This is a genomic window from Aeromonas sp. 160P (assembly GCF_055193095.1).
On record NZ_JBUXKV010000001.1, the window covers coordinates 4,464,502 to 4,481,511 of the forward strand.

Genomic DNA, 17,010 nt, shown 5'->3' on the forward strand with positions numbered 1-17,010 from the left:
TGTGACTCACCCGCACATCGAGATCCGCCCATACCCCGTGTATGTGGCGGAGTCCAAAGACCCTTACCAGTTTCACTATCTGATCGAGATTGAGAATCTGGGGCCCGGCCCGGTGCAACTGCTGCACCGGCGCTGGCTCATCACCGATGCCAATGGCAAGATGCAGGAAGTGGCAGGCCTTGGCGTGGTCGGGGAACAACCCGTCATCGCCGAAGGTGAGACCTACCGCTACCAGAGCGGCGTGCCGCTGGCGACCCCGCTTGGGGTGATGGAAGGGAGCTATACCCTGCAAGATGGCTCTGGTCAGCAGTTCGAGGCGCCCATAGCCCCCTTCACGCTGGCCATCCCCAATATTATCAACTGAGGTTTCATGGCGAACTATTTTGTCGGTGACATCCAGGGCTGTTACGACGACTTGCGCCGTCTGCTGGATCTTGCCGCGTTCGATCCGGGCAATGACACACTCTGGCTCTGCGGCGACCTGGTCGCCCGCGGCCCGGACTCCCTCAATACCCTGCGTTTCGTCAAAGGGTTGGGCAACCGCGCCGTCACCGTCCTTGGCAACCACGACCTGCACCTGCTGGCGGTCGCCAATGGCGTTGCGCCGCTCAAGAAGAAAGACAAGCTGCAGAGCCTGATGGATGCCCCTGATCGGGATGAACTGCTGGATTGGCTGCGCTACCGCCCGCTGCTGGCCGAGCATCCGGACTTGCCCATCATGATGGTGCATGCCGGTATCTCCCCGGCCTGGGATGCCCGTACCGCCCGCAACTGCGCCCGCGAGGTAGAGAGCCTGCTGCGCGGCGATCAGTACCAGTGGCTGCTGCACAACATGTATGGCGATCAGCCCGATGGCTGGCAAGATAATCTGGTCGGGATCGACCGCTACCGCTACATCATCAACACCTTCACCCGAATGCGCTTCTGCTATTTCGACGGTCGTCTCGACTTCAAATGCAAGAAGGGGCCCAAGGAGTCGACCCCGGGGCTGCGTCCCTGGTTCGAACAGCGGGAGCACCACGTGGATGACCCCGTTCTGGTGTTCGGCCACTGGGCTGCCCTGATGGGCAACACCGGCAAACAGGATATCAAGGCGCTCGATACCGGCTGCGTCTGGGGCAACAGCCTCACCCTGTGGCGCTACGAAGATGATGAGTTGATCACCACCCCCTGCCCGGTTCACGCCAGCTAGGGGCGGTGCTGTAATAAGCCGGTCGCTGCCGCACTAATTGCCAAGAACCGCATCAATAACAAAGCCCGGCAAGCTGCCGGGCTTTCTGTTTTTTGTTTTCTGTTTTCTGGGCGGATGAGGTTACAACTTGCGCCCCAACCGCTTCTCGATCTGGCGCCGCTCCCACTCCGGGCCAAACAGCTTGAAGGGCTGAAACACCCGAACAGCATGGGAGGCAAGCCCCAACCCCCACCCCAGCGCTGGCCACCAAGCCCAGATGTACTCCGGATTGCTCAGGTAGTTGATGACAAACAGCCCGCAGATCACCACCACATAGCTGGCGACATGGTGATAGAAGCCCTTGAGCCCCTCCACATAGCGCATGGCCTCCCGCTCTTCTGCCGATACCTGCACCGCATCCCGATCCATAGCGTCACTTCCTCTCATCTCGCGCTCCTGTTGCTCTGACCCATCCAGTTGAGCCACATCGAGTTCAAAGACGGAGGCCAGGGCCTTGAGAGATTCCAGTCCGGGTTGCTGCCCCTGCTCGATCCGCTGGATAGTGCGGACACTCAAGCCAGTCATCGTCGCCAACTGATCCTGGGACCAACCCCGTTGCAATCTCAACTTCCTGACGATCATCGCGAACTCCTTGTGGTAATTGACAGGGCCAGCATAGGGCTTGCGCAGCGCAAGGTGACACGACAGATGCCTGACACCAACCTGACTTTCTTTTTAAATCAATACATTAACTTTGTATGCACCGCTATTGTGCAAACGTCTTGGTAGCGACTACAAGCTGGTGTCGCTCACCCGACAGCGAGCCAACAACCACGTTCTCTTCAAGATAGTGCTTATCACGGCTCAAACAATCAGCTTACAGACTCTGCATCAGCTCGGCGGCGATTTCGAAAGAGCGCAACCGGGCTTGATGATCGACGATGGGGCCATTGAACATCAGCTCATCGGCACGGGTTTCCGCCAGCAGCGCCTTGAGACCGTGACGAACCTGCTCCGGATCCCCCACCAGAGAGCGGGCCAGGGTCTTCTCCATCGCCATCAGCTCACGGGGTGCCCACTCATCGCCAAGCTGGACGACCGGCGCGGGCAGCTTGCCCGCATCACCGCGATGGAGGCGCAAGAACTGCTGCTGTACTGTGGTGAACTGGAAGCGGGCCTCCCGCTCGCTGTCGGCGGCGATCATATTGATGCAGACCACCGCATGGGGCTTGGGCCAGCGAGCAGAGGGACGATACTGGCTGCGGTAGATCTCCAGCGCTTGCAGCAACATGGCAGGGGCGAAATGGGAGGCAAAGCCAAACGGCAAGCCCATCGCCGCCGCCAGCTGGGCGCTATAGAGGCTGGAACCCAGCAGCCAGATCGGCAGATGCAGCCCCTGACCTGGCACTGCTTGCACCGCGCCGATCTCGTCGCCAAAGTAACTCATCAGCTCGCGCACATCGGCCGGGAAATCGTCCACCTCGCCGCTGCGCATACGCCGCAGCGCCCGCATGGTGCGCTGATCGGTCCCGGGCGCACGGCCAAGACCAAGATCGATGCGGTCAGGGTAAAGAGAGCTTAGCGTGCCAAACTGCTCGGCAATGACCAGCGGCGAGTGGTTCGGCAACATGATGCCGCCCGCCCCAATCCGCAAAGTGGTGGTGGCCTCGGCCAGATGACCGATCAGGATCGAGGTAGCGGCACTGGCAATGCCCGGCATGTTGTGATGCTCGGCCAGCCAGTAACGCCGGTAGCCCCAGCCCTCGGCATGGCGGGCAAGATCCCGCGAACGGCGAAACGACTCGGCAGGCACAGAACCTTCGGCAACAGGCACCAGATCGAGCACGGAATAAGGGATGGCAGACATAAATACACTCCATTGCATCACAATTTGCTAACAGAGGGGCACTCTAGCATGAGATGTTCGAACGGAACACATCTGCCCTGCAGGGGCGCACGCGCCAGATGCAAAAAGGCCACCCCGCAAGCGGGATGGCCTTTTTCAGCACTACGGCATGATCAGAACAGCAGGTGCGCCACAGCAGCGATAACCGGCAAAGTGACCAGGGTGCGCAGCAGGAAGATGACGAACAGCTCCCACAGCTTGACCGGGATCTTGCTGCCCAGCAGCAGGGCGCCCACTTCCGACATATAGATCAGCTGGGTCACCGACATGGCGGCAATCACGAAGCGGGTCATTTCACTCTCGATGGTCGAGGCCAGCACCGCCGGAATGAACATGTCGGCAAAACCGACCATGATGGTCTTGGAGGCCGCTTCCGCCTCCGGCAGTTGCAGCAGCTCCAGCAAAGGGACGAACGGGGCGCCCAGCCAGTTGAAGACAGGGGTGTGTTCGGCCAGTATCAGAGCACAGGTGCCGATCGCCATCACCACCGGTAATACGCCAAATATCATATCCAGCGCATTCTTCACCCCTTCCCGTGCTACCGCGCCCAGGTCACTCACATTATCAGCCTTGGTCAAGGCCCGCTCGAAGCCATAGCTCATCACGCTGTGCTGGTGTGGCACGGCCTCTTGCTTGCGGCACAAGGGCGTGCCATCGGCATAGATATCTTTCTTCCAGCACAGTGGTGGCAAACGCGGCACCACGATGGCGGCAACCACACCGGCCAGGCAGACGGTCAGATAGAAGGGGACGAACATGTGCTCCAGCTTCACCTGGGAGATCACCACCAGACAGAAGGTGATGGAAACAGCAGAGAAGGTGGTACCAATCACAGCGGCTTCACGCTGGGTATAAAACTTCCCTTCATACTGCTTGCTGGTAAGCAGGATGCCAACGCTGCCATCACCGAGCCAGGAGGCAAAGCAGTCCACTGCAGAGCGACCCGGCAAGCGGAATACCGGGCGCATGATACGGGTCATCATGGTGCCGACAAATTCCAGCAGCCCGAAATCGAGCAGCAGGGGCAGTAACAAACCCGCGAACAGGAAGACCGAAAACAGCACCGGCAGCAGATCGTGCAGCACCAGACCACCGGTTGCGCCGGAATAGAGCAACTCGGGCCCCACCTGGAAGAAGGTCAGCAGCACAAAGATACCGCCCAACACCCGCACACAGGCCCAGAAAGGGGAGACATTGAACAGGCTGTTGAGGAAAGGGCGGCGCACCAGGATCGCCGGTTTGAACAACCAGGCAATCACCGTCATCAGCATGGTGGTGGTGATCACCGCACTGACCATGGCCACCAGATAATCGGCAAACACCCGCTGCACCAGCTTGGCCAACACGGCAACCGGGATGGTGACATTACCGTCATAGACGACCGGCGTCATGAACAGTAGGATCCCGATAAGTGAAGGAACCAAAAACATCAACAAGTTACGGCGGGTATTGACCGCGGGTGCTTCGAGACTCTTTTCCAACATGATATGACAGCCCTAATGTTACATTTACCTGGCGTGGCCAACCTGCATATTCACCCATTGACCAGCAATAGCGGGCGCAAGAATACTCTAAAAAAATGCCCAAACAAGCCCTTAGTCGCGTGAATTACGCATAAATATTTCCACAGGTAAACCTTTCATCAAAAAAACCAGATACGGCAACGCATATCGATTCAATCGACATCGCCAGATTATTGTTTCATTTTTGTTGAATTTTATGGGCGATATAACCCGTACCAAAGGCTCGGCAATAGCTGATGTAACAGACTCATCGAATGAGTGGTTGCTCGACAGGTATAAAAAAACCGGAGCCTGCGAAGGCTCCGGTTTTCAGTGACAGTAACGGGGATCAGTCACGCACGTAGATGACTTCAACACCATCATCTTCGTCGTCATCCCAATCGTCGTCATCCAGCCCTTCGTCAAAGGCCACAGAAGCGGCGAGCGCTTCAGCTTCAGCTTGAGCCAGCTGATTCTTGTGGTAATCGTCCCACTTGAACTCAACCTTCTCGATAGCATCTTGCGCATCTTGCGCCAGTTGACGAGGCATGGTGTCCAGCAAGTCCAGAATGTCGTAGCAGACCTTCTTGGTACCTTCCTTGCTGATGGCGGTGATGGCGTAGACCGGACCTTCATGATTCAGGGCCGCCTTGACGCGATCCATCACTTCCTGGGCTTCTTCTTCCAGGATCAGATCCATCTTGTTGAACACCAACCAGCGCGGTTTGCCTGCCAGCTCGGGGCTGTACTTCTCCAGCTCGCCCACAATGGTGACGGCATTTTGCGCAGGATCAGAACCATCGACCGGGCAAATATCAACCAGATGGAGCAATACACGGCAACGCTCAAGGTGTTTCAGGAAACGAATACCGAGACCTGCACCGTCAGCAGCACCTTCGATCAGGCCCGGAATATCGGCGATCACGAAAGAGCGGGAGTTCTCACCACGCACCACACCCAGATTCGGTACCAGGGTGGTGAAGGGATAATCGGCTACTTTGGGACGAGCAGCAGAGACCGCGCGAATAAAGGTAGACTTGCCTGCGTTGGGCAGACCCAGCATGCCAACGTCGGCCAGCAGCAGCAGCTCCAGCTTGAGGGTACGTACTTCGCCCGGAGTACCATTACTCTTCTGACGGGGAGCACGGTTAACGGAACTCTTGAAACGGGTGTTACCCAAACCGTGGAAACCACCTTTGGCAACCATCAGCTTCTGGCCATGACTGGTCAAGTCACCCAGTCGCTCACCGGTATCTTCGTCACTGGCACGGGTACCGACCGGCACGCGCAGCACCCGATCCTTACCACGATGACCAGTACAGTTGGCACTACGACCATTTTCCCCACGCTCGGCAGCATGGAAGCGCTCGAAACGGTAGTCGATCAGGGTATTGAGGTTCTCATCTGCCAGCAGATAAACATCACCACCGTCACCACCATCACCACCATCGGGTCCACCGTTCGGAATATACAATTCCCGGCGAAAGCTTACGCAACCGTTACCACCATCGCCGGCATCGACTCGAATCTGGACTTCATCAACAAACTTCATAGGCACCGTCACCTTAATTCGAAAAACCGATACGCGATTATAGTGGTACAGACCCCTGCGGGCGATACGCATCTTGGCAATCCACACCTCTGTCGAGGCACGGGTCATCTGCGTTCCGTTTTTTCGTCAACAATTCAGAAAAACAAAAGCCCCGCCTGTTGGCGGGGCTTCGGATCCTTGCGGTCCGTAATTACTCAGCAATGATGCTTACGTATTTACGATTCAGCGGACCTTTAACTTCGAACAGGATTTTACCAGTCGCTTTCGCGAACAAGGTGTGATCTGTTCCCAGACCAACGTTAGTACCAGCATGGAACTTGGTGCCACGCTGACGAACGATGATGCTGCCAGCCAGAACTGTTTCGCCGCCGAAACGCTTCACGCCAAGGCGTTTAGCTTCAGAATCGCGACCGTTGCGGGATGAACCGCCAGCTTTTTTGTGTGCCATCTATCGGACTCCTCTAATTAAGCGCTGATGCCAGTGATTTTGACTTCAGTGAACCACTGACGGTGGCCCGCTTGCTTGCGATGGTGCTTACGACGACGGAACTTGACGATAGTCACTTTCTCGCCACGGCCGTGAGCCACAACTTCAGCTACAACCTTGCCACCTTCAACAAAAGGAGCACCTACTTTAAAAGTGTCGCCTGCAGCAACCATCAGAACTTCGTTGAAGTCGATGGTAGCGCCAGTCTCAACGTTCAGCTTTTCCAGACGAACGATTTGACCTTCGGCCACACGGTGTTGTTTTCCGCCGCTTTGGAATACCGCGTACATTTGATTAACTCCGTAAAGGCATGTCTTTTGCTCAAGGCTAGACATGCGCAAAAACCTATAACAATGGGCGGGCATTCTACGCAAATCGATTTGCTCAGGCAAGGCCAATTTAGCAAAAAGTTTATTTTGTGCGCATATCTGCCGCCGTGGATAAACACCTAACTGTAACCCATTGTGAAATCGTGTAGAATCCCCGCCATTACTAAAATCGCAGTTATTGCTGCTGTCACGTTACGAGACTTATGGACCAACAGACTATCCGTGCGCTCTGTGCCGCCGACATGACGGCGGTCAATGAACTGATCCTGGCCCGACTCCAGTCCGATGTTAGTCTGATCAATCAGCTGGGTTTCTACATCGTCAGTGCCGGCGGCAAGCGAATGCGCCCCATGCTGACAGTGATGGCCGCCCGCGCGCTCGGCTATGAGGGTGAGGATCACCTGAAACTGGCCGCCATCATCGAATTTATCCACACCTCCACTTTGCTGCATGATGACGTGGTCGATGAATCCGATCTGCGTCGCGGCCGTGAAACGGCGAATGCCATGTTTGGCAATGCCGCCAGCGTCTTGGTCGGTGATTATCTCTATAGCCGCTCCTTCCAGATGATGGCCGAACTCTCCAACCTGCGGGTGATGGAGATCCTGTCGGATGCCACCAACACCATTGCGGAAGGGGAAGTGTTGCAGTTGATGAACTGTAACGACCCGGATACCACCGAGCAGAGTTACATGACGGTCATCTACTGCAAGACCGCCAAGCTGTTCGAGGCCGCCACTCGCCTCGCCGCCGTACTGACCCATCAGCCCGAGCCCATCGAGCAGGCGATGACCGATTACGGCAAGTATCTGGGCACCGCGTTCCAGATCATCGATGACGTGATGGATTACTGCTCCCAGAGCGAGGAGATGGGCAAGAACGTCGGTGACGATCTGGCCGAAGGCAAGCCTACCCTGCCGCTACTGCGGGCCATGGCTGTAGGCAGTGCGGAAGAGCGCCAGCTGGTGCGCGATGCCATCGAGCACCGCAATGGTATGGAGCATCTCGACCAGATCCTCGGGATTCTCGACCGTACCGGTGCGCTGGAGTACTCACGCATGCGTGCCCGGGAGGAGGCTGACAAGGCCATTGCCGCCCTCGCCATCCTGCCGGACTCCCGCCACAAGCAGGCGCTGGAAACCCTGGCTCACATGGCGGTACAACGCAGCGCCTGAGCCTGCAACTCCCTTGGCAAATAAAAAAGAGGCGCACGCCTCTTTTTTACTTGCCTGTCATTCGACGGCCAGCGCCAGCTATCAAGGCTCAGTGGTTCAACATCCAGAGGATCACCAGCCCAGCCACCACCAGGGACCCTCCGATGCGGCGCAACTGCTCCGGAGGTAGCTCGCTCAGCAGACGCAGCATCTGTTGCCATGCTTTTGGGACCAGCAGCGGACCCAGCCCTTCAAACAGCAATAACAGCCCCAATCCTGCCAGCATAGATGTCAGCATTTTGTCCCCTTAAATAAAAAAGCCACCCGCATCGACAGGTGGCTTTAGCACTCAAAACAAAAGGGTCTGATGTGTCAGACCCTTTTGAGATAACCTCGCGGCGATAATTACTTGGTGCCGTTAGGAGATTTGAGGTAGCGGAAGAACTCGCTGTCCGGCTTCAGAACCATCAGGTCGTTGCCACCGGCGAAGCTCTTGCGATAGGCCTCCATACTACGCACGAAGCTGAAAAACTCGGGGTCTTTCTTGTAGCTGTCGGCATAGATCTTGGCTGCCTCAGCATCACCTTCACCACGCAGTTGCCGCGCATTACTCTCGGCGTCGGCGATCATCACGGTCACCTTGCGGTCGATGTCTGCACGCAGGATTTCAGCCTGCTCACGACCCTGGGAGCGATGCTCACGGGCTACAGCAGTCCGCTCGGCACGCATCCGCTGATAGATGGAGCTGGAGACTTCCACCGGCAGGTTGATCTGCTTGATCCGCACATCAACTACCTTGATACCGAGCTCGGAAGAGCGCGCCATCTTCATCAGCGCATCTTCCATCACGGTACTGCGCTCACCAGAGACGATGTCTTTGATGGTACGGTTACCGATCTCGGAACGCAGACCGTTGTTGATTTTACGCTTGAGCAGGTCTTCAGCCTGGATCTTGTTGCCACCACCGGTTGCCAGGTAGTACTTGGAGAAGTCCTCGATCTTCCACTTCACGTAGGAGTCGATGATGAGGTCTTTCTTCTCGGAGGTAACAAAGCGATCTGCCTGGCCTTCCAGCGTCTGGATGCGGGCATCCATCTTGCGAACCTGATCGATGAGCGGCACCTTGAAGTGCAGACCAGGCTCATAGAGCCGTGGCTCACCGGACTCAACCCGCTTCACCTTGCCAAACTGCACCACTATCCCTTTCTGACCTTCATCAATGATGAAAACAGAAGAGAAGCAGAACATGGCCGCTACAGCGATGACACCAATAGCTATTTTTTTCATCTATTAGTTTCTCCCTGAGCTGAAACGGTCACCGCCACGCAGCGGGGTCGGTGTAGAGTTGGCCCCTTCGTTGGAAGGTGGGGTCGATTCAACAGCTGGCGTGCCTGCCGGACGAGCCGGTTGTACCGCGTTCGCTTTACCAGACAGTTTGTCGAGCGGCAGATAAATCATGCTGTTGTTGCCAGCAGGCATGTCCACAACCACCTTGTTAGTCTGCTGATAGAGCTCTTCCATGGTTTCCAGGTAGATACGCTCACGAGTCAATTCAGGCGCTGCTTGATACTGGGGCAGCAACTCGTTGAAGCGAGCAACTTCACCCTGGGCCTTCAACACGATCTGGGACTTGTAACCTTCGGCTTCCTGTTCCAGACGCTTGACCGAGCCACGTGCTTTTGGCTCAACTTCACGAGCATAAGCTTCGGCTTCACGGATAAAGCGCTGCTCATCTTCCTGAGCGGAGATGGCATCATCGAAGGCATCTTTCACCTCTTCCGGCGGACGAGCCGGCAAGAAGTTGACGTCGACGATTTGCAGGCCCATCTGGTAAGGTTCGACGATGCTATCGACAACCTGCCAGGTTTCCTGACGCACTTTTTCCCGACCAGTGGTCAGTACATCATCCATGCGGGTATGGCCCACCACATAACGCAGGGCGCTATCGGTTGCCTGACTCAGACTCTCGTCGGCATTGGTCACACTGAACAGATACTGCTCGGGATTGACGACACGGTATTGCACGTCCATTTCGACCCGCACCACGTTTTCATCCTGAGTCAGCATGAAACCTGACGCTGGCAAGGAACGCACGGACTCCACATCCACCGGGATTACCCGATCGATAAAGGTCGGCTTCCAGCGCAGGCCCGGATCGACGTTATGGGAATACTCCCCAAAACGCAGCACCACGCCTCGCTCAGCTTCGCGAATGGTATAGAAGCCACTGACGACCCACACCACCACCGCCACAACCAGCGCGATGGATAGGCCAAACCGACCCACATCACCACCAGACTTGCCACCGCCAAACAGACCACCAAACCGGCTGGTCACCTTGCGCAGCATCGCATCCAGATCAGGGGGTCCCTGATTCTTGCCGTTATTCCCCCAAGGGTCACGGTCTTTGCCGTTATTTCCAGGCTCATTCCAAGCCATCAGCGTCTCCATTAATACATGCAGATGGATATCATCTCTATCTGACCATCAATCGTTGATGAAGCCATTAAGCATTCATCTTCATCGACCAATCAATGTCGGATAAAGCGTTGTAAACTCTCACCTTCCAGTTTTACAAGGCGGTTCCAGTCAGCCACTTGCAAGCGGACTTCCAGTACAAAATCCCCCTCCTCGCTAAAACCTTCCCGTTCAATCCCTTTCAGCTGATAGAGCGCACTGCGCAATCTAGCAGCAGAGGGGGGTAACTGCAGGGTGTGATGCACCATGGAGCCAGCCAGCAATTCAGTCAGCGCCATAAACAGGTATTCACAGCCTTCGCCGGTCTGGGCCGATAACCAGACACGCACCGGGCGCCCCTCGTCATTACGTTCCAGACCCGCAGGGCGATCCGCCAGCTTGTCGATCTTGTTGCAGATCATCAGCTGCGGGCGGTCATCCGCTTCGATTTCGGCGAGCACCTGCTGCACGGCATCGATATTTTCCTGCATCTGCTCATCGGCACAGTCCACCACATGCAGCAACAGATCCGCTTCGCGGGTCTCCTGCAGGGTCGCCTTGAAGGCTGCGACCAGATCATGGGGCAAGTGTCGAATAAATCCAACTGTATCTGCCAAAATCACATCACCCACATCCCGGATCACCAGTTTACGCAGGGTGGGATCCAGAGTTGCAAACAACTGATCGGCAGCATACACACTGGCAGCTGTAAGTTGGTTGAACAAAGTAGACTTTCCGGCGTTGGTATAACCAACCAGTGACACCGTTGGCACTTCATTACGATTACGGGCGCGACGGCCCTGTTCCCGCTGCTTGGCTACCTTGTCGAGCCGACGCAAAATCGCCTTGATCCGTTCCCGCAGCAGCCGTCGGTCAGTTTCAAGTTGGGTTTCACCCGGGCCACGCAGACCGATCCCGCCCTTCTGACGCTCAAGGTGGGTCCAGCCTCGTACCAGACGAGTGGAAAGATGGCGTAACTGGGCCAGTTCGACCTGCAGTTTACCTTCGTGGGTTCGGGCGCGCTGGGCGAAGATATCGAGGATAAGACCTGTTCTGTCGACCACCCGGCACTGGAACAGACGTTCCAGGTTACGCTCTTGGGCAGGGCTCAGGGCATGGTTGAAGATCACCACGTCGGCACCCAGCATCTGGACTTGGGACGCGATCTCTTCAGCCTTGCCGCTACCGACAAACAGCTTGGCACTGGGGGCACTGCGACTGGTGGTAACAACCCCTAGCGCATTGACGCCGGCAGAGCTCACCAACATCTTGAGCTCTTCCAGATCCTCGCGCTCACCTTCATCACTGAAGTTCACATGCACCAGAACGGCCTGTTCGCCAGCTTCATAACGGTCAAACAAGCGCTTGCTCCTTAACAGGGATCATGACCAATCCGAATCGGCGAGTCGACTCACCCGGGGATATCACGCCTCAGCTTCATCCTGTGCATCAGCCGCACCATCAGGCATTGGCTGGTGGTGGTTAACGGCACGCGCGGGAACCACAGTCGAAATAGCATGCTTGTAAACCATCTGGCTCACGGTGTTTTTCAGCAAAATGACAAACTGGTCGAAAGACTCGATCTGACCTTGCAGTTTGATGCCGTTCACCAAATAGATAGAAACAGGAATCCGCTCACGGCGCAGCGCATTCAAAAACGGGTCTTGGAGAGATTGCCCCTTAGCCATTGTTCTTTTCCTTATAGTTTGTTGTTTTTAAACACCGGATATCAATATAACAACCTGATTATACAGGGAGTGTCAAGCCGCACCAGCGTGCGCAAGCACACGGTCGAGATTGCCGGACTCTCCAGATTCCAACCAGGTCACCTCGGGCCAGCCGCGCAACCAGGTCATCTGTCGTTTTGCCAATTGGCGTGTGGCAACAATGCCACGATAACGCATTTCATCATACTCCACTTCGCCGCACAGGTAGTCCCACATTTGGCGATAACCCACGCAGCGAATGGAGGGGAGATCCGGGTGCAGATCGCCGCGCATCATCAGCGCTCGCACCTCCTGCTCGAAACCACCTTGCAGCATCTTGTCGAAGCGCATTTCGATACGTTGGTGCAGCACAGCGCGATCACTGGGAGCAATGGCAAACTGCTGCACCCGATAGGGCAACCCCTCCCCCTGCACTTGCGTCAACTCGGTGAGGGTCTTGCCGCTGATGCGGTAGACCTCCAGCGCCCGGCTGAGCCGCTGCGGGTCATTGGGGTGAATCCGCGCCCCGGCCACCGGATCGATCCGCACCAGCTCGTCGTGCAGCGCCTGCCAACCGAGGCGGGCAGCCTCTTCCTCAATCCCGGCACGAATGGCGGGATCGGCGGAGGGCAGCGGGGACAATCCCTCCAGCAGCGCCTTGAAATAGAGCATGGTGCCGCCCACCAATAGCGGAATGCGACCACGGTCGGCGATCTCTTTCATCTCCCGCAGGGCATCCTTACAGAAATCGGCCGCCGAATAGCTCATGGCGGGGTCAAGAATATCGATCAACCGGTGCGGGGCCCGTGCCAGTTCATCGGCGGTCGGCTTGGCCGTACCTATATCCATGCCGCGATAGATCAGCGCCGAATCGACGCTGATGATGTCGCAAGGCAGCGCCTGGCTCAGTTCAATGGCGAGATCCGTCTTGCCGGAGGCCGTCGGCCCCATCAGAAAAATTGCGGTCGGCAAGTCACTCGCCATGTTTAAACTCCTCCAGCACGGTCGCCAGCGACAGCGGGCGCACCATGCGAATGTCTGCCAGTTGGTCACTGAAATCGGCCACAAGTTCCGTCAGCAGACGACTGGCAGTTGAAAAATCGTATATCTTCTCGCGGCTTATCCCCTGCTCCACCAGCCATTGGCATAATACTTCAGCCTGCTGACCAGCATCACTGTCAGATCCGCCCTCAATGAGTTGCAACAATTCGGGTAACAGCCGCACCAGATCAGTCTGGCGCAGCAGGGCCGGCACCCGAGTCAGGATCATGGTGTCGCGCCCCCCGCTTTTCAACTCCAGCCCCATCCGTTTCAGCAAACGTTCCTGCTCGCTCACCAGCGCAATCAGATTCTTCGGTAATTTGAAGGAGACCGGCAGCAGCAGTGGCTGGGCCGCCAGTCCCTGGCCCCAGGCATCCAGCAACCAGCTTCGCAGCAACACCCGCTCGGCGCGCACCAGCGAGAGCAGCGCCAGCTGACTATCCCGCTCGATCAACAGGTAGGCCTGATCAACCAACGTCAGCGCGCGGCATCCCCCCTGTTTTGACGGAGTCACCGTGGTGGTGTCTGGCTCAGCCGCCGTTGCCGTTGCGATGGGCAGGGTAGTTAACAGCGACCCCATGCCACGCATCGCCTCGCGACTTGGCGGCTCGGGCGGTTGGTAGTTGCTGGCGCGCGCAGCTCCCCCTTCCCGCACTTGCGCAGGCGCCCGATAGCTGTGCTCGGCGCCGTACCATTCAGGCCGTGGCGCCTGACCGGGATATTCAATCTGTGGGCTGACCGGCAGTTCGACCTGGGTTTCGGCCAACGGCGCTTCCTGATGAGCGGCACTGGCCCCTTCGCGGCGCAGTGCAGTAAACAGCGCCTGAAAGATAAAGTCGTGCACCAGCCGCGCCTGATGGAAGCGCACCTCGTGCTTGGCCGGATGGACGTTGACATCAACCTGACGGGGATCCAGCTCGATATAGAGCACATAGGCGGCGAAGCGATCGGGAGGCAGCAGCTCGTCATAGGCCTGACGAATGGCGTGGTTGATGAGCTTGTCGCGCATCATCCGGCCGTTGACATAGGTGTATTGCAGATCGTTTTGCGGTCTTGCCCCCTCCGGGGTCGCCAGCCAGCCCCACAGCCGCACATCGCTGTGCTCGCTCTCCACCGCCAGCGCATGGTGCATAAAGGGGGTGCCGCAGACGGCAGCGAGGCGGCGCTCCTGCTCCTGCACCGTATTGGCGCCCTTGTACTGGCGCACCACCTTGCCGTTGTGGCGCAGGATCAAGGTAGCGTCGAAGCGGGAGAGGGCAATGCGCCGCACCAGCTCGTCGATATGGGCAAACTCGGTCTTTTCGCTGCGCATGAACTTGCGCCGAGCCGGAGTATTGAAGAAGAGATCCACCACCTCCACCGTGGTGCCCACCGGATGGGCCGCCGGCTTGATGGTGACGCTCATCTCGCGCCCTTGCGCCTCGGCTTGCCAGGCTTCGGACTGCTCTGCGGTGCGGGAGGTAAAGGTGAGACGGGAGACCGAACTGATGGAGGCGAGCGCCTCGCCACGAAAACCGAGGCTGTTGATCCCTTCCAGATCATCCAGCGTGGCAACCTTGGAGGTAGCGTGACGCGACAGCGCCAGCACCAGCTCCTCTTTGGCAACACCACAGCCGTTGTCCCGGATACGGATCAGCTTGGCGCCCCCCTTGTCGATGTCGATCTCGACCCGGTCGGCACCGGCATCCAGGCTGTTTTCCACCAGCTCTTTCACCACCGAAGAGGGCCGTTCCACCACCTCTCCGGCAGCAATCTGGTTGGCCAGGATCGGGGGTAATATACGGATCGGCATCACTTACTCCTGAATTTCAATCTTGCGGATGATGAGCCTCTTAACCATCCAGGAGGGCAGATCCACCACCTCTCCACCAACAGGAATCTGGTTGGCCAGAATGGGTGGCAAAATACAGGTCGGCATCACTTACTCCTGAATTTCAATCTTGCAGATGGTGTGCGCCAACACGGGGAGCCGCATCGCCAGCTCCCGCGCGTTAGTTCTGGGGGATATAGAGCACTTGGCCTACCTGAATATCCCGCGACTTGAGCTTGTTGATCTCCACCAGTCGCGCCTGACTCACCCCATGTTTCTCGGCCAGGCGGGAGAGGCTCTCACCCCGCGCGACCACATGACGGATCATCTGCGACTGATTATTGCTCTGGGTGCGAGTCGCCTGAGCCGGTTGCCCGGCACGGGGAATATAAAGCACCTGACCAATCTGGACATCACGGCTCTTGAGATTGTTAATCTCCACCAAGCGCGCCTGACTCACCCCGTTCTTTTCAGCCAACCGAGAGAGGCTTTCACCTCGGGTGACCACGTGGCGGGTCATGCCCGCTTTGTCATTGGCGCCAACAGAGCTGACCGGGGCGGTCGGTGATGCGGTTGCAGCCGAATAGGGTTTGATCACCCCAGCACCAGAGCCACTGCTGACACTGCTGACTGGCGCCCCGCCGTCGCGCACGGTCGTCGCTGGCATCTTGTTGGTCACCACCGGCTGCGATTGCGCCTGTTGTGGCCGGCTCACCGGTTGCTTGGGGGCGACTGGCCGACTAACGGCGGCTGGCTGGCTGGCCTGTCCCTTGCCGGTCAACATGGCCCCCTTGGTCGGGTGGACACGATAGTAGTTGCGGATCCCCTCGAAGATGGCGCGAGCCAGCTGGTCCTGATAACTGGCGGTAGCCAGCAGCTTCTCTTCCGCATGGTTGGAGATAAATCCGGTCTCCACCAGCACAGAGGGAATATCAGGCGCCTTGAGCACCGCCAGACTGGCGTGTTCCGGCTCTCTTTTGTGCAACTTGGCGACTTTGCCCATGGAACGCAGGATCTGGCGACTCACGTCGTAACCCTCGGCACGGGACTTATCCATGGACAGATCAAGGAAGGTTTGCGCCAGATAGGGATTGGGATCGGATTCAGCCAACACCTTACCCACTCCGCCCAGCAGTTCGCCCTGCTTCTCTTGCTTTTCCAGCCAGCTGCCCATCTCGCGGTTAGCGCGGTTGGTCGACAAGACCCAGACCGAGGCGCCACGCGGGGTCGAGTTGTGGAAGCTGTCCGCATGCACCGACACCAGCAGGTCCGCCTTGGCTTTCCGGGCAATCTCGGAGCGCTTGTTGAGATCGACGAAGTAATCGCCACGGCGGGTCAGCACCGCCCGCATGCCCGGCTCGCGATCAATCAGCGCAGCCAGCTTCTGGGAGACGGCCATGGTGACCCGTTTCTCGTAGGTACGGCGCGGCCCGATGGAGCCGGGGTCTTCCCCGCCATGACCCGGGTCAATGGCAATCACCACACCGCGGTGCTTGCCACTCACCGGCACCGGTTGCGCGGCAGCGGCGGATCGCTTCTCTTCATAAGGCAGGTCAATCACCAGACGGTGGCCATAGGGCCCGGCTGGCGCCAGCGGAAATACCACCGGCTTGATGGTGGAGCTGAGATCCAGCACCAGACGCAAGCCCCCTTTCTCCAGCGGGGTGCTCTGGCGGATCTTGCGCACCAGCTCGCTGTTGTTCTCGACCCGGGCCAGATTGGCGGCGTTGCTCGCCCCTTTCAGGTCGATCACCAGCCGATCCGGGCCGTTCAGGGTGAAATAGTTGAAATTGGGGGCGCTGCTCATATCGAGCACCACCCGGGTGTTATCCGGTGATGGCCAGATTCGTACGCTCTTGAGCTGATTCGCCCAAGAGGGTAACGCCATCAAAGAG

18 protein-coding genes are annotated in these 17,010 nt (G+C 57.7%); 3 read left to right on the top strand and 15 right to left on the bottom strand.

Annotation, left to right across the window (positions count from 1 at the left end):
- The first annotated feature begins 1 nt into the window (after position 1).
- Complete coding sequence (gene apaG, locus ACY8FN_RS20690) at positions 2–364, top strand: Co2+/Mg2+ efflux protein ApaG (protein ID WP_139728519.1); 363 nt, start codon at positions 2–4, stop codon at positions 362–364.
- Positions 365–370: 6 nt separating this feature from the next.
- A complete protein-coding gene (locus ACY8FN_RS20695; protein WP_463101064.1) occupies positions 371–1,192 on the top strand; it encodes a symmetrical bis(5'-nucleosyl)-tetraphosphatase in 822 nt (273 codons plus the stop codon).
- Positions 1,193–1,312: 120 nt separating this feature from the next.
- On the opposite strand, the gene ACY8FN_RS20700 is transcribed toward ACY8FN_RS20695, so the two are convergent.
- The 6 genes from ACY8FN_RS20700 to rplU all read right to left on the bottom strand — a co-directional run bounded on the left by ACY8FN_RS20700 (position 1,313) and on the right by rplU (position 6,908).
- Complete coding sequence (locus ACY8FN_RS20700) at positions 1,313–1,813, bottom strand: 2TM domain-containing protein (protein ID WP_101323778.1); 501 nt, start codon at positions 1,811–1,813, stop codon at positions 1,313–1,315.
- A 235-nt stretch (positions 1,814–2,048) separates the two neighbouring features.
- A complete protein-coding gene (locus ACY8FN_RS20705; protein WP_463101065.1) occupies positions 2,049–3,038 on the bottom strand; it encodes a luciferase-like monooxygenase in 990 nt (329 codons plus the stop codon).
- 152 nt (positions 3,039–3,190) lie between these two features.
- The gene (locus tag ACY8FN_RS20710; RefSeq protein WP_463101066.1) at positions 3,191–4,561 is read right to left on the bottom strand and encodes a YjiH family protein; all 1,371 of its coding nucleotides are present in this window, start codon (positions 4,559–4,561) and stop codon (positions 3,191–3,193) included.
- A gap of 367 nt (positions 4,562–4,928) precedes the next feature.
- Positions 4,929–6,131, bottom strand: coding sequence for an Obg family GTPase CgtA (gene cgtA / locus ACY8FN_RS20715; RefSeq protein WP_101323775.1), 1,203 nt, complete (start codon positions 6,129–6,131; stop codon positions 4,929–4,931).
- 190 nt (positions 6,132–6,321) lie between these two features.
- Positions 6,322–6,579, bottom strand: a complete 258-nt coding sequence (gene rpmA, locus ACY8FN_RS20720; protein WP_042018503.1) for a 50S ribosomal protein L27 — start codon at positions 6,577–6,579, stop codon at positions 6,322–6,324.
- Between the two features lie 17 nt (positions 6,580–6,596).
- Positions 6,597–6,908 carry a 50S ribosomal protein L21 gene (gene rplU, locus ACY8FN_RS20725; RefSeq protein ID WP_005304210.1) on the bottom strand — a complete coding sequence of 104 codons (312 nt, stop codon included), beginning with the start codon at positions 6,906–6,908 and terminating at the stop codon, positions 6,597–6,599.
- A gap of 242 nt (positions 6,909–7,150) precedes the next feature.
- Between rplU and ispB the strand changes: the two genes are divergently transcribed.
- Positions 7,151–8,122, top strand: coding sequence for an octaprenyl diphosphate synthase (gene ispB, locus ACY8FN_RS20730; protein ID WP_101323774.1), 972 nt, complete (start codon positions 7,151–7,153; stop codon positions 8,120–8,122).
- A gap of 88 nt (positions 8,123–8,210) precedes the next feature.
- On the opposite strand, the gene ACY8FN_RS20735 is transcribed toward ispB, so the two are convergent.
- From ACY8FN_RS20735 to ACY8FN_RS20775, 9 genes are all read right to left on the bottom strand, one after another.
- Positions 8,211–8,399, bottom strand: coding sequence for a DUF2065 domain-containing protein (locus ACY8FN_RS20735; protein WP_139690846.1), 189 nt, complete (start codon positions 8,397–8,399; stop codon positions 8,211–8,213).
- A 107-nt stretch (positions 8,400–8,506) separates the two neighbouring features.
- Complete coding sequence (gene hflC, locus ACY8FN_RS20740; protein WP_101323772.1) at positions 8,507–9,388, bottom strand: protease modulator HflC; 882 nt, start codon at positions 9,386–9,388, stop codon at positions 8,507–8,509.
- Positions 9,389–9,391: 3 nt separating this feature from the next.
- Positions 9,392–10,540, bottom strand: a complete 1,149-nt coding sequence (gene hflK / locus ACY8FN_RS20745) for an FtsH protease activity modulator HflK (protein WP_042018513.1) — start codon at positions 10,538–10,540, stop codon at positions 9,392–9,394.
- A 92-nt stretch (positions 10,541–10,632) separates the two neighbouring features.
- Positions 10,633–11,919, bottom strand: a complete 1,287-nt coding sequence (gene hflX / locus ACY8FN_RS20750) for a ribosome rescue GTPase HflX (protein ID WP_101318116.1) — start codon at positions 11,917–11,919, stop codon at positions 10,633–10,635.
- 63 nt (positions 11,920–11,982) lie between these two features.
- A complete protein-coding gene (gene hfq, locus ACY8FN_RS20755; protein ID WP_042018518.1) occupies positions 11,983–12,246 on the bottom strand; it encodes an RNA chaperone Hfq in 264 nt (87 codons plus the stop codon).
- Positions 12,247–12,318: 72 nt separating this feature from the next.
- Entirely contained in the window at positions 12,319–13,248 is a 930-nt protein-coding gene (miaA, locus tag ACY8FN_RS20760) for a tRNA (adenosine(37)-N6)-dimethylallyltransferase MiaA (RefSeq protein ID WP_463101067.1), read from the bottom strand.
- On the bottom strand, positions 13,238–15,097 hold the full coding sequence (gene mutL, locus ACY8FN_RS20765) for a DNA mismatch repair endonuclease MutL (protein WP_463101068.1): 1,860 nt from the start codon (positions 15,095–15,097) through the stop codon (positions 13,238–13,240). Before mutL ends, miaA begins: the two co-directional genes overlap by 11 nt.
- A 3-nt stretch (positions 15,098–15,100) precedes the next feature.
- Entirely contained in the window at positions 15,101–15,223 is a 123-nt protein-coding gene (locus tag ACY8FN_RS20770) for a hypothetical protein (protein WP_463101069.1), read from the bottom strand.
- Between the two features lie 73 nt (positions 15,224–15,296).
- Positions 15,297–17,003, bottom strand: coding sequence for an N-acetylmuramoyl-L-alanine amidase (locus ACY8FN_RS20775; RefSeq protein WP_463101070.1), 1,707 nt, complete (start codon positions 17,001–17,003; stop codon positions 15,297–15,299).
- Positions 17,004–17,010: the final 7 nt, after the last annotated feature.

Excerpts from the sequence above, each read along its gene's own strand:
- ACY8FN_RS20770 (WP_463101069.1), bottom strand. The coding sequence starts at position 15,223 with ATGCCGACCTGTATTTTGCCACCCATTCTGGCCAACCAGATTCCTGTT.
- ACY8FN_RS20695 (WP_463101064.1), top strand. The coding sequence starts at position 371 with ATGGCGAACTATTTTGTCGGTGACATCCAGGGCTGTTACGACGACTTG.
- cgtA (WP_101323775.1), bottom strand. The coding sequence starts at position 6,131 with ATGAAGTTTGTTGATGAAGTCCAGATTCGAGTCGATGCCGGCGATGGT.
- mutL (WP_463101068.1), bottom strand. The coding sequence starts at position 15,097 with ATGCCGATCCGTATATTACCCCCGATCCTGGCCAACCAGATTGCTGCC.
- ACY8FN_RS20775 (WP_463101070.1), bottom strand. The coding sequence starts at position 17,003 with ATGGCGTTACCCTCTTGGGCGAATCAGCTCAAGAGCGTACGAATCTGG.
- ACY8FN_RS20700 (WP_101323778.1), bottom strand. The coding sequence starts at position 1,813 with ATGATCGTCAGGAAGTTGAGATTGCAACGGGGTTGGTCCCAGGATCAG.
- hflC (WP_101323772.1), bottom strand. The coding sequence starts at position 9,388 with ATGAAAAAAATAGCTATTGGTGTCATCGCTGTAGCGGCCATGTTCTGC.
- ispB (WP_101323774.1), top strand. The coding sequence starts at position 7,151 with ATGGACCAACAGACTATCCGTGCGCTCTGTGCCGCCGACATGACGGCG.
- hfq (WP_042018518.1), bottom strand. The coding sequence starts at position 12,246 with ATGGCTAAGGGGCAATCTCTCCAAGACCCGTTTTTGAATGCGCTGCGC.
- ACY8FN_RS20710 (WP_463101066.1), bottom strand. The coding sequence starts at position 4,561 with ATGTTGGAAAAGAGTCTCGAAGCACCCGCGGTCAATACCCGCCGTAAC.
- hflK (WP_042018513.1), bottom strand. The coding sequence starts at position 10,540 with ATGGCTTGGAATGAGCCTGGAAATAACGGCAAAGACCGTGACCCTTGG.
- rplU (WP_005304210.1), bottom strand. The coding sequence starts at position 6,908 with ATGTACGCGGTATTCCAAAGCGGCGGAAAACAACACCGTGTGGCCGAA.
- rpmA (WP_042018503.1), bottom strand. The coding sequence starts at position 6,579 with ATGGCACACAAAAAAGCTGGCGGTTCATCCCGCAACGGTCGCGATTCT.
- ACY8FN_RS20705 (WP_463101065.1), bottom strand. The coding sequence starts at position 3,038 with ATGTCTGCCATCCCTTATTCCGTGCTCGATCTGGTGCCTGTTGCCGAA.
- ACY8FN_RS20735 (WP_139690846.1), bottom strand. The coding sequence starts at position 8,399 with ATGCTGACATCTATGCTGGCAGGATTGGGGCTGTTATTGCTGTTTGAA.
- miaA (WP_463101067.1), bottom strand. The coding sequence starts at position 13,248 with ATGGCGAGTGACTTGCCGACCGCAATTTTTCTGATGGGGCCGACGGCC.